Genomic DNA, 11,587 nt, shown 5'->3' on the forward strand with positions numbered 1-11,587 from the left:
GGCCTCACCACACGATCCGGTACCCCGTCAGCCAGTCGTCGGCGCCCGCGCTGCCGCGCTCGGGGGCGCCGGCCGGGCGCGTGGGGCGGCCGGTGGCGCCCGACGCGGTGAGTTTGGCCATCCCGGCACTGGCGGCGACGACCTTCTCCACCCGCTCCCGGCGCAGCTCCTCGTACGCGGCGAAGGCGCTTGGCGGATCGGGCCGGTCGCGCAGGCACTTGGCGAGGACCACGCTGTCCTCGATGGCCATGGACGCGCCCTGGGCGGCGTTGGGAGCGGCGGCGTGTGCGGCGTCGCCGAGGACGACCATGGTGTCGGTGTACCAGGTCGGGGTGGTGGCGATGTCGTAGGCGTTGGAGGCGATGACGCGGTCGCCGCTGGCGCGGACGATGTCCGCGGCCGGAGTGTCGTCGTCGGAGAAGAGCCCGGCGACCCTGGCGCGCCAGGTGTCGGGGGTGGTCATCGGCGCTCGGGTGCGGTCCAGTTCGGGGCCCGGGACGTTGGCGAACCACCAGACCTCGCCGTCCGGGGCGCGGGTGCAGCCGAAGAAGGCCCGCTTGCCGAAGATCATGGTGTAGGTGTCCGGTGCGAGCGGGGCCCGGGCGTCGCGGGTGTAGCCGCAGACCGTGTTCTGACCGGTGTAGCGCGGCCGCGGCGCGGCCGGGTCGATGAGGGTGCGGGTGACGGAGTGCAGTCCGTCCGCGCCGATCAGCAGATCGCCCTCGGCGCGGCTGCCGTCGGCGAAGGCCGCGACCACCCGCCGGCCGTCCGCGCCGTGCACGGTCTCGGCCCCGACCAGCCGCTTGCCGTGCCGTACGGGGATCCCGCGGCGCGCCGCCTCGACGTGCAGCACCTGGTAGAGGGTGGCCCGCCGCAGGGTGCGCGGGCCGAGGTCGGTGCCCTGTTCGGTGCCCGCCATGGGGCGCTCCCCCAGTCGTGCACCGTCGTTGCCGAGGAACTCCACCCGCTGCGCGGGGAAGGAGTGCTCGACGACCGGACCGTGGGCGTCGATCACCCGCAGCGCCTCGAGGCCGTTGGCGAAGACCACGAGAAAGGCGCCGACATCGTCGGCGCCGGTCGGGTACGCCTCGAATATCTCCGCGTCGATGCCCGCCTTCCGCAGGGCCATCGCGGTCACCGCCCCCGCGATGCCGCCTCCGATGATCAGGGCTTTGGTCATGCCGGTGTCCCCCCAGTCGGGTCGCCGGCCGGGTCATGGCCGACGGACGGTGCGGCCCGTGTGGGCCGCACCGTCCACCTTGTCCCCAGCGGGCCGGAAGATCCAGTCCGCCTGCGCGCCCGGGGCGGGGCGAGCGCTTGCGAAGCGGGGGACCGCCTCAGCCGGCCGCGTACACGTCCTCGATGTAGCGGCCGGAGGCGGTCAGTTCGCGCAGCCAGGCCTCGGACTCCTGCGGGGAGGCGCCGGTGTGGGCGCCGTGCAGTGCGCGGAAGGCGGCTCGTACGCCGGGCGCCATCCGGCTGCCGTCGCCGCAGACGTACACCCGCGCACCGGCCTGCAGCAGCTCCCACACCTCGGTGCCCTCGGCGGCGATGCGGTGCTGTACGAAGCGGTGGCCGTTCTCGGGGCGGGCGCTGAAGACCGGGCGTACGGAGATCGCCCCGGCGGCCTCGGCGGCGGCGAACTCCGCGGCGTGCAGGAAGTCCGCGGTGGGGTCGTCGCAGCCGAAGTAGAGCCGGGCGGGCCCCTGCCGGCCCGCGGCGACGCGGTCGGCGACGGCGCCGCGGAAGGGCGCCAGGCCCGTACCGGCGGCGACGAGGATGACGGGGGTGTCGTCGGCCGGGTCGAGGCGGAAGGCCTCCCGACAGGGCTGGATGCGGGCCAGGACGGTGTCGCCGGGCCGCAGGGTGTGCAGATGGGACGAGCCGGTGCCGCCGGGCAGCAGCGAGACCATCAGATCGGCGTGCCGGGGGTCGGTGGCGGGCGAGGACGACACCGAGTAGTGCCGGACGCGCAGCGGCGGCAGCAGCTCCAGGAGTGTCGGCCAGGGCAGTGCGCCGCGCAGCGCCGGGTGCGCCTCGACCAGCTCGATCAGGGTACGCGGATCGTCCTCGGCGAGGGCTTCGAGCGCGTGCCGCTCGGGCGGGCAGGGGTTGTGCGCGGCGAGCACCGCGACCTGCCCGGGTGTCGGCCGCATGCCCAGTTCGAGGTGGTGGGTGAGGAGTTGGCGTACGGACACCGGCCGGTCCAGGGGCAGGGTGTCGCGGCCGGGGCGGTTGCCGGCGTGCAGCGCGAGGACGGTGTCGAGGTCCACGCCGAGGGCCCGGGCCGCCCGCTCGACGGCCTCCGGGGCGTTGGCCGGCAGCACCGCGAGGTGGTCGGCGGTGCGGTACTCGACGCCGTCCGGCAGTGCGAGCCGCAGGAAGCGCTTGGGCCGCGGCCAGTCCTGCGCGGTCAGGTCGTGGGCCTCGGTCACGGTCATCGGGGTGAGGTCGTGCCGGGCGGCGAGCGCGTCGAGCGGGCCGCCGGTGACCTCGGTGACCGTGTAGCCGGTGTCCGCGGCGGCCGGGGTGCTCGCGCCGGCGCTGGCCGGGTCGCCGTACCGGGCCAGCAGCCGGGTCCGCAGTGCCGTGGTGAACTCCTGGACGGTGCCGTTGAGATCGCCGGAGGCGTCGGCCTCGGCGCGGGGCAGCAGCCGGTGGCCGCCGAGCGCGTCGAGCCGGTCGTCGATGAGGGTCGGTATGTGCTGGTAGGTGGCGGCCCAGTTGCGGTCGCCCACGCCGAGGACGGCGAACGGGACGTCCGCGGCCGCGCCGTCGGGCGCGGTGTTCAGCCAGCGGACGAAGGCGGCCGCGTCGTCGGTGGGCTGGCCGTTGTAGGAGGCGGCGACGATGACGACGGGCCGGTCGGCGGGCAGCGCGCCGGCGTGGGCGTCCAGCGGCGCCACCTCGGCGGTGAAGCCCAGGCCGGTGGCCTCGTCGCCGAGCCGTTCGGCGAACTCGCGGCAGGTTCCGTAGTTGCTGCCGTGCAACAGCAGCAGTCCGGTGCCCTGCGGGACCCGGGTCGGCAGCTGCTCGTCTGCCGCCGGGTCGCCCGCGCTGCCGGGGGCCCTGCCGGAGAGTCCGGGGAGCCCGTCCAGCGCGGCGCGCACCGCGGCGCGGTCGGCGGGGGTACGGGCGGCCAGGGTGAGCGTGAACCCTTCCGGCTTGAGCGTCAGCGTCTCCTTGACGCGCAGCCGGTAGCCGCGGTGGTCGATCAACCGGTAGCGGTGCGCGAGCAGGGCGAGCAGCATGGTCGCCTCGTGCAGCGCGAACTGCCGCCCGATGCAGGCGCGTTCACCGGTCCCGAACGGCTTGTAGGCGTGCGGGGAGCGGGCCGCCTCGGCCTCCGGGCTGAAGCGGAAGGGGTCGAACAGCTCGGGGTTGTCGCCCCAGGCCGGATCGCGGTGCAGCATCGGGGTGAGCACGGAGACCAGGTCGCCGGCCTTGAGCGGGTAGCGCCCGCCGAGCAGGGTGTCCTCGGCTGCCTGGCGGGTGAAGACGGCGGCGGTCGGCCACAGCCGCAGCGCCTCGTTGAGGACCTGCCGGGTGAACGGCAGCCGCCCGATGTCCTCGAAGGAGGGGTCGGGGTCGGCCTGGTCGCCGAAGAGCTCGTCGGCCTCGCGCTGGACCATGCGCAGCGCGAGCGGGTCCTTCAGCAGGTGGTAGAGGGCGAAGGAGAGCGCGCCCGAGGTGGTCTCGTGACCGGCGATCAGGAAGGTGATGACCTGGTTGCGGATGTTGGCGAGGTCGAGCCGGGGGCCGCTCGGCTCCGCCCCGCCGCCCTGGTCCCGGGAGCCCAGCATCAGGCCCAGCAGGTCCTCGTCGCCGCTCTCGCCGCTCGCCGTACGGGCGGCGATGACCTCGTCGACGACGGAGGCGAGGTAGTCCGCGTCGGCCCGGAACGCCGCGTCCTCGGCCGCGTGGTCGGCGTCCGGGTCACGGGCGAACTTCTTCCCGCTCCATTCCAGGCAGCGCACCATCGCCTCGACGAACGGATGGGCGCCCTCGCCGCGGGAGAACGACTCGAAGTCGAAGCCGAATCCGGCGAGCCCGATGGTGTCCAGCGTCATCCGGGTCATGTCCTCGGCGACCTCGACGGGCGTGCCGTCGGCCACCCGCCGGTCCCAGGCGGCCATGACCCGGCGGGCCACCTTGAGCATGGCCGGGTGGTAGGTGCGCATGGAGCCGAGCGCGAAGGCGGGCATCAGGACCTCGTGGGCCCTGGCCCAGTTCGGCTCGTCGTTGTAGGCGGTGAACAGACCGTCACCGGCGAACTCCCTGACGTTCTCCAGGATGAGCGACACCCCCTTGGCGAAGCGGGTCTCGTCGGCGACCTCGGTGACCAGGTCGAGCGAGGTCACAAAGAGCGTCTCGCGGTCGCCGAGCTTGCGCCGGAAGACGGGGCCGTGGATCCGGGCGAGGTCCATGACCTGCTGGACGGGCGTCTTGGTGATGCCGGCCGCCGTGATGTCGGCGATCGGAATGCCGTCGTCGGCGACGCGTTCGTCGCTGTGGAGCGCGATGGTGTCGGTCATGTCTCCAGCGTGAGGGGCCCGGCGTGCCGCTCGCGCCTCGGCAACTGCATGATTGTGCAGTGGTTTTTCGCTGCTCGCTCTTGCGCGCGGACCGGAGAAGGGGCAATGGACGACGGGACTGCCGACGACATGCCGGGGGCGGACCCGCCCGCCGGGCACAAACCGCCGTGTGCGCGCGGCCCTGTCGCCGACCGCTCCGAGCCGTACACGGGCGGCCCGTGGCGCAACTACTTCCTGATCCTGCTCGACCGCATCCCCACGCCGACCGCGGTGTGCCGGGCGGACGGCGAGGTGCTGATCGCGAATCCGGCGATGGCCGGCCAGTGGGGCGTGGCGCCCGGGCAGCTGCGGGGCCGCAACCTGCTGGATCTGTTCAAGCCCCGGGCGGCGGAACAGCTGCGGCGGATCGAGAAGGCCGTGCGGCTGGGCCACCGCTCGCGCTACCCGGTCGAGGTGCACTGGCAGGCCGGGTCCGACGGGGCCGAGCGGGAAGGGGAACTGACGGTGGATCCGGTCGGCGACCCCTCCGAGCAGCCGCCCGTGCTGCTGGCCCTGCTGCGGGTCCGCGAGACCGCCCCGCCGTCGGCGGCACCGCGCGGTACGGCGAGCCCGGTGGAGGCCCGGATCCTGGCGCTGGCCGCCGGCGGCGCGACCACGGCGTCGATCGGCACCGCGCTGGGACTGACGGTCGACGGGGTGAACTACCACCTCGCCCGGCTGTCCCGGCGCTGGCGCGTCCAGGGCCGTACCGCGCTGGTCGCCAGGGCGTATGTGCTGGGCGTGCTGTCGGCGGACAGCTGGCCGCCGGCGCCCGCCTGAGCCGTTGGGGCGTACGGGTCTACGGCCGCAGCGCGCGAGCCGGGAGCCCGCGGACCGCGTCCCCGGGGGCCAGCGGTCCGCCGGCACGCATGTGCGGTTAACCTCGCTGGTGTGCAGGAGAACGCAGCCGCGCGGTTCGAGCGCGGAACGGACGGCCCGAAGGTGATCGTCGTCGGCATCGACGGTTCCGACTCGTCGTGGCGCGCCGCCGCGTATGCGGCCGGACTGGCCCGGCGCCAGGGCTCCCAGCTCGTCCTGGTCTACGTCCAGCCGGTGCTGCCGGCCGGGGCGGCGATGGGCGCGCCGGTGGTGGACGCGACGAACGAGGTGGCCGAGGAGCTGATGGCGGAGATCCGCCAGGCGACCGAGCGACTGCAGGGGATATACGACGTGCGCTGGGAGTTCCACACCCTGCGGGGCGATCCGTACAACGGCATGGTGCAGATGGCCGACGACCTCAAGGCCGACGCGGTGGTGGTCGGCGCCTCGGAGTCGGCCGGGCACCGCATCATGGGCTCGGTCGCGGTCCGCCTGGTCAAGGCCGGACGCTGGCCGGTCACCGTCGTCCCGTAGGCGCCGCGGCCCGGCTGCTCCGCTGGTGGGGCGGGCCGCCCTGAGGCACGGTGGGAGGTGGACGGGCGGAGCGCCGCCCCGGCCGAGGGAGACCACCGTGACCGACCGCACGTACCGCGTGACCGAGATCGTGGGGACGTCCCAGCAGAGCGTGGACGCCGCGATCCGCAATGGCATCGAGCGCGCCTCGCAGACCTTGCGCAACCTCGACTGGTTCGAGATCACCCAAGTCCGCGGGCATCTCGTCGACGGCGAGATCGACCACTACCAGGTCGGTCTGAAGGTCGGATTCCGGCTGGAGGACGCGGAGTGAACCCCGGGTGACCGAACGGCCCCGGCCGTCCGGCTCGAACGCCGGGACACACCCGGCGGGCCCACCGGCGAGGCCCCGGCCCGCGCCCCGATGTGCGGCCCGATGGACACCCCTCACGTGTACGTATCCCGGCGAGTCCCCGGCAGTACTAGGGAGTCGCCTTCCGTAGGCGCCCGCGAGGGTCCATGATGATCCGCCGTCGGACCACGACGGAGCGATCCTACGGAGGGTTGACGCATGGGGCTGCGCGCGGGACAGGGCGTATGGCGCCGCAAACCGATCGAACACATCGAAGAGCCGGAAGGCACCGCCAGCCAGCAGCTGACCCGGGCGCTCGGCCTGTGGCAGCTCACCGCCATCGGCGTGGGCGGCATCATCGGCGCGGGGATCTTCACCCTGGCCGGCACCGTGGCGAACGGAAAGGCCGGGCCCGCGGTCCTGATCTCCTTTCTCATCGCGGGCATCGCGAGCGCCGCCGCCGCCTTCTCCTACGCCGAGTTCGCTGGGCTGATCCCGAAGGCGGGCTCGGCCTACACCTATGGCTACGCGGTCCTCGGGGAGCTGGCCGGCTGGTTCATCGGCTGGGACCTCCTGCTCGAATACACCGCGATCGTCGCGGTGGTGGCCATCGGCATCTCGGGCTACTTCGGCTTTCTGCTCGGGGAACTGGGCCTGGACCTGCCCGCCTGGATGCTGGGCGCGCCCGGGACCGGGCCGGGCCACCGCGTCGACCTGTTCGCGGCGGTGCTCTGCCTTCTGATCGCCTATCTGCTGACCCTGGGCATCAAGAACGCCGCGCGCTTCGAGACGATCGTGGTGGGCCTGAAGGTCCTGGTGGTCGTGGTGGTCATCGCCGTCGGCTTCTTCCACATCGACACCGCGAACTACCACCCCTTCTTCCCCTTCGGCGTGAGCGGCGCGTTCACCGGAGCGGCCACCGTCTTCTTCGCGGTGTTCGGCTACGACGCCATGAGCACCGCGGCAGAGGAGTCCAAGGACGCCCAGCGGCATATGCCCAAGGCCATCATGTACTCGCTGGCGATCTCGATGGTGCTGTACGTACTGGCCTGCCTGGTGCTGACGGGTATGCAGGACTACAAGTCCATCGACCCGGAGAGCGGCTTCTCGTCGGCGTTCAAGGCGGTGGGGCTGACCGGTCTCGCGGACGTCATCGCGGTCGGCGCGATCATCGGGATCCTGACCGTCATGTTCACCTTCATGCTCGGGGTGACCCGGGTCTGGTTCTCGATGAGCCGGGACGGCCTGCTGCCGAAGTGGTTCGCCAAGACCAGCCCCAAGCACCATGTGCCGACCCGGGTGACCTGGATCGTCGGCTTCGCCTCCGCCCTCATCGCGGGCTTCCTGCCGATCGGTGAGGCCGCCGAACTGACGAACATCGGCATCCTGCTCGCGTTCGTGGTGGTCTGCGTCGCGGTGATCGTGCTCCGCTACAAGCGCCCCGACCTGCCGCGCACCTTCCGTACGCCCGGGATGCCGGTGGTACCCGCGATCGGCGTGTGCTTCTCGATCTGGCTGATCACGTTCCTGGCGTGGCAGACCTGGGTGCGGTTCGCGATCTGGTTCCTGATCGGCCTCGTCGTCTACTTCGCGTACTCCTACCGGCGCTCGAATCTGGCCCGGGAGGGCAGCGGGAGCTCCGGCGGCGAGGGCGCCGGCGGGCCGGCCTGAGCCGGCGGTGACGGTGGACCGGATCCGGTGACCGCAGGACCGGCGGGGCGACAAGGCCCCGCCGGTCCCGTGCCGTCGGGCCGACGGGCCGTTCGGGATCGGACGGGCCGTTCGGGATCAGAAGACGAACGGTCCCGGGGACTGCGCCGAGGTGGCGTTGCAGGTGGCGGTGATCCCCAGCACCACGACCTTGAGGGACGTGCCCTCCAGGCTGTCGCCCGCGGCGACCGTGCCGGTGAGCGGTCCGGTGGAGACCTCGCCGCCGGCCGGGATGGCCGGGTTGGCGCCGCCGCTGAACTCGATCGTCTCCGAGCCGTTCTTGGTGAGCGTCAGCGTGGACCTGACCGAGTTCGCCCCGATGTCTATCGGCGATTTGATCGCCGAGGTGGACACGCTGATGGTGGCGGCCGTGCCGTCCTGAGTGGCGGTCAGCGTCGCCGTACCGGAGCCGTAGGAGCCGCAGTCGAACGAGAGGGTGGCGGTGTCGGGGGTCACCGCGGTCGCGGCCGGCGCCATCGCGAGCGTGCCCGCGACGGCGACGGCGACGCCGAGCGCCGTACCGATGCCGAGCTTGCCGGATCTGACGTGCCTCATGGGGTACCGCCTTCGTGTGGGGGGTGGTCCGTGACGCGGGCCGTCGAGGGGTGTGCGAGGGGATGGCGGGCGGTCACGCGGGGCCCGGGGTGGAGCCCGTGCCGACCGACCGCTCCCGGTGTGCCGGAGACAGATCTGATGGAGGGTCAGCGCACCTGAATCGCTGCCCATTGAGACACGCCCCCCTGAAGACAGCAAGACAGACACCTCATGATTTTTGACGTGTCAACACCAAAAAAGGCGGTCCCGAACCCCACCGCGCACACCGCGACACCCTTGACGCGTACCTGCCCACCCTCAAGAATGAGCGCACTCTGACAACGTTGTCGGCCCACTTCGGAGGTCCGGATCCATGCCATGGCTCAGAGGTTCCCGGCTGCGCACCGCGGGCGCGGTACTGGCGGCCACGCTTCTCGGGAGCACGCTCGCGGCCCCCGCCGCGCGGGCCGAACCGCCCGGCGGCGCGCTCACCGACCTGGTCAACCCGTTCATCGGCAGCCGGCACGACGGCAACACCTACCCGGGCGCCGCCGTCCCGTTCGGCATGGTGCAGCTCTCCCCCGACACCGGCCACACCACCGGCTACGGGTACGACGACGACCACATCCGCGGCTTCAGCGCGGTGCACGTCTCGGGCGTCGGCTGCGGGCTCGGCGGAGATCTGCCGGTGCTGCCCACCACGGGCGACATCACCGAGACCGACTATGCGAAGTACGCGGCCGCCTACCGCCATGACGGTGAGTCGGCCCGGCCCGGCTACTACCGCGTCGGGCTGACCTCGTACGGCGGCATCACCGCCGAGCTGACCGCCACCGCCCGCACCGGCAGGCAGCGCTACACCTTCCCGGCCACCGACAAGGCCAATGTGCTGCTCAACACGGGCCAGTCGCTGCACCGGACCGTCTCCACCCGGGTCGAGGTGCTGGACTCCCGCACCATCCGCACCGCCCTCACCGGCCGCGGCTTCTGCCAGGACACCCAGCCGTACACCCTCTACACGATCACCCGCTTCGACCGGCCGTTCACCGCGTACGGGACCTGGGACGGCGACGTGGTGACCCCCGGCGCCAAGCGCTCCACCGCGAGCGGGCGGCACGGCGCGTACGCCCGCTTCGACACCCGCAGGGACCGCACGGTCGAGGCGACCACCGCGATCAGCCATGTCGACGCCGCGGGCGCGGCGCGCAACCTGCGCGCCGAGGGCGGGCGCTCCTTCGACCGTACGAAGGCCGCGGCCGACGCCGCGTGGGAGCGGCGGCTGAGCCTGGTGCGGACCCGGGGCGGCGACCCGGCGCTGCGCCGGACGTTCTACTCCTCGCTCTACCGGTCCTTCCTCGCGCCCAATATCGGCAGCGATGTGGACGGGCGCTATAGGGGGTGGGACCAAAAGGTCCACCGGACCGCCGACTTCGGCGGGTCCGCGTACTACCAGAACTGGTCCCTGTGGGACACCTATCGCACCCAGGCGCAGCTGCTGGCCCTGCTGGCGCCGCGGGAGTCCCGCGACATGGCGCTGTCGGTGCTGCGGATCGACAAGGAGAGCGGCTGGCTGCCCAAGTGGGGATACGGGACGGTCGAGACGAACATCATGACCGGCGACCCGGTCACCCCGTTCCTCACCAACGCCTATCAGCAGGGGCTGCTGGCGGGCCATGAGCAGGAGGCGTACGCGGCGCTGAGGAAGAACGCCGACGGGGTCCCGCCGGCCGCTTCACCGGCCGTCGGACGGGAGGCCAACGGGCCGTACCTGAAGGACGGCTTCGCCCCGTTCATCAAGGGCCGGCCGCATCACAAGCCCGGTGACTCCGACTTCGACCACGGCGCCTCGGCGACCCTGGAATACGCGCTGTCGGACGCGATGCTGGCACAGATGGCACGCGATCTGGGGCATACGGCGGACGCCGACCGGTACGCGGCCCGTGCGCGGAACTACCGGAAGATCTTCGACGCCTCGACCGGCTTCTTCCGGGCCAGGGACGAGCGCGGCGCGTTCACCGGTCCGGCGGACCCGGCCAGGAGCGAGGGGTTCCACGAGGGCACGTCCTGGCAGTACCAGTGGCTGGTGCCGCAGGATCTGCCGGGGGTGCTGCGGCTGATCGGCGGCAGGGACCGGGCCGACGAGCGGTTGGACGCGTTCTTCGCCTATCGGCAGCTGTTGAAGGACCCGCGGAAGACGGCCCGTGAGGTGTGGGTCAACGGCCCGTACGACTACTACAACGCGGACAAGTACAACCCGCAGAACGAGCCCGATCTGATCGCGCCGTACACCTACCTGTCCACCGGCCGCCCCTGGAAGACGACGGATGTGGTGCATGCGGCGCTGACCCTGTTCACCGACTCCCCGTCCGGCATGACCGGCAACGACGACCTGGGAACGATGTCGGCGTGGATGGTGCTCTCCGCCATCGGGGTCTTCCCCGTACAACCGGGCACCGACAGTTGGGGGCTGAGCACACCGGTCTTCGACCGGGTGGAGCTGACCCTGGACCGGCGCTACTACCCGGCCGGGCGCTTCACGATCACCGCGCCCGGCACGTCGTCCACCGACCGCTATGTGCAGTCCGTGCGGCTGGACGGGGTGGACCGGGACCGTACGTACCTGACCACCGGCGAGCTGCGCTCGGGCCGTGAACTGGCCTTCACCGTGGGCGCGAGGCCGTCCGGCTGGGGCACCGGCGACGATGCCGCGCCGCCGCCGGTGGGCACCGCGGCCGGGTCCGGCAGGCCGTAGCGTTCGGCGTCGGCGGGCGGCGGCACGCGGCCGGCCCGCCGGCGCACGGGGCGGCGACGGGGGTGCGCAGCAGCGGGGCGGGTCAGCCCTGCAGGGCCTGCCAGAACTCCTCGAAGGACATCTTGCCGTCGTGGTCGGCGTCCTTGGCCTTGATGACCGCCTCGGCGACCGGGCCGGTGACGAACCCGTCGCCCATCTCGGCCATCGCGCGCTTGAACTCGTCCGGCGTGACCTGTCCGTCGCCGTCCGCGTCGAACCGGTCGAACGCCGCCCTGGCCTTCTCGACGTCTGCCATGAGAGATGCCCCCTTCGTGGTGCTGCGCAGTGCTGCGC

At 72.5% G+C, this 11,587-nt stretch carries 9 protein-coding genes; 5 read left to right on the forward strand and 4 right to left on the reverse strand.

The genetic code is table 11. The features are described from left to right. Window positions 1-4 precede the first annotated feature (4 nt). Together ACFWZH_RS14420 and ACFWZH_RS14425 are read right to left on the reverse strand one after the other, a co-directional pair. Window positions 5-1,180, reverse strand: coding sequence for an FAD-dependent monooxygenase (locus ACFWZH_RS14420; protein ID WP_384429457.1), 1,176 nt, complete (start codon window positions 1,178-1,180; stop codon window positions 5-7). Window positions 1,181-1,337: 157 nt separating this feature from the next. Then, window positions 1,338-4,535 carry a cytochrome P450 gene (locus tag ACFWZH_RS14425; RefSeq protein ID WP_384429460.1) on the reverse strand — a complete coding sequence of 1,066 codons (3,198 nt, stop codon included), beginning with the start codon at window positions 4,533-4,535 and terminating at the stop codon, window positions 1,338-1,340. Window positions 4,536-4,640: 105 nt separating this feature from the next. On the opposite strand from ACFWZH_RS14425, the gene ACFWZH_RS14430 reads away from it, so the two are divergent. The 4 genes from ACFWZH_RS14430 (at window position 4,641) to ACFWZH_RS14445 (ending at window position 7,929) form a co-directional block, all read left to right on the forward strand. Continuing rightward, entirely contained in the window at window positions 4,641-5,354 is a 714-nt protein-coding gene (locus tag ACFWZH_RS14430; RefSeq protein ID WP_384429463.1) for a PAS domain-containing protein, read from the forward strand. A gap of 111 nt (window positions 5,355-5,465) precedes the next feature. Continuing rightward, window positions 5,466-5,927 (forward strand): universal stress protein, encoded by a 462-nt coding sequence (locus ACFWZH_RS14435; RefSeq protein ID WP_384429466.1) that lies wholly within the window; start codon window positions 5,466-5,468, stop codon window positions 5,925-5,927. 97 nt (window positions 5,928-6,024) lie between these two features. Further along, a complete protein-coding gene (locus ACFWZH_RS14440) occupies window positions 6,025-6,240 on the forward strand; it encodes a dodecin (protein WP_384429469.1) in 216 nt (71 codons plus the stop codon). 237 nt (window positions 6,241-6,477) lie between these two features. Further along, window positions 6,478-7,929: an amino acid permease gene (locus tag ACFWZH_RS14445; protein WP_384429472.1), complete on the forward strand. Its 1,452-nt coding sequence runs from the start codon at window positions 6,478-6,480 to the stop codon at window positions 7,927-7,929. A 117-nt stretch (window positions 7,930-8,046) separates the two neighbouring features. Here the strand turns inward: ACFWZH_RS14445 and ACFWZH_RS14450 are convergent, their stop codons facing one another. After that, entirely contained in the window at window positions 8,047-8,523 is a 477-nt protein-coding gene (locus ACFWZH_RS14450) for a hypothetical protein (protein WP_384429475.1), read from the reverse strand. A gap of 352 nt (window positions 8,524-8,875) precedes the next feature. Between ACFWZH_RS14450 and ACFWZH_RS14455 the strand changes: the two genes are divergently transcribed. Next, complete coding sequence (locus tag ACFWZH_RS14455; RefSeq protein ID WP_384429478.1) at window positions 8,876-11,254, forward strand: GH92 family glycosyl hydrolase; 2,379 nt, start codon at window positions 8,876-8,878, stop codon at window positions 11,252-11,254. A gap of 82 nt (window positions 11,255-11,336) precedes the next feature. Here the strand turns inward: ACFWZH_RS14455 and ACFWZH_RS14460 are convergent, their stop codons facing one another. Continuing rightward, window positions 11,337-11,549: an EF-hand domain-containing protein gene (locus ACFWZH_RS14460; RefSeq protein WP_384429482.1), complete on the reverse strand. Its 213-nt coding sequence runs from the start codon at window positions 11,547-11,549 to the stop codon at window positions 11,337-11,339. Window positions 11,550-11,587 lie beyond the last annotated feature (38 nt).

It is taken from the genome of Streptomyces sp. NPDC059008, assembly GCF_042749045.1.
In the GTDB taxonomy this organism is placed as follows: domain Bacteria; phylum Actinomycetota; class Actinomycetes; order Streptomycetales; family Streptomycetaceae; genus Streptomyces.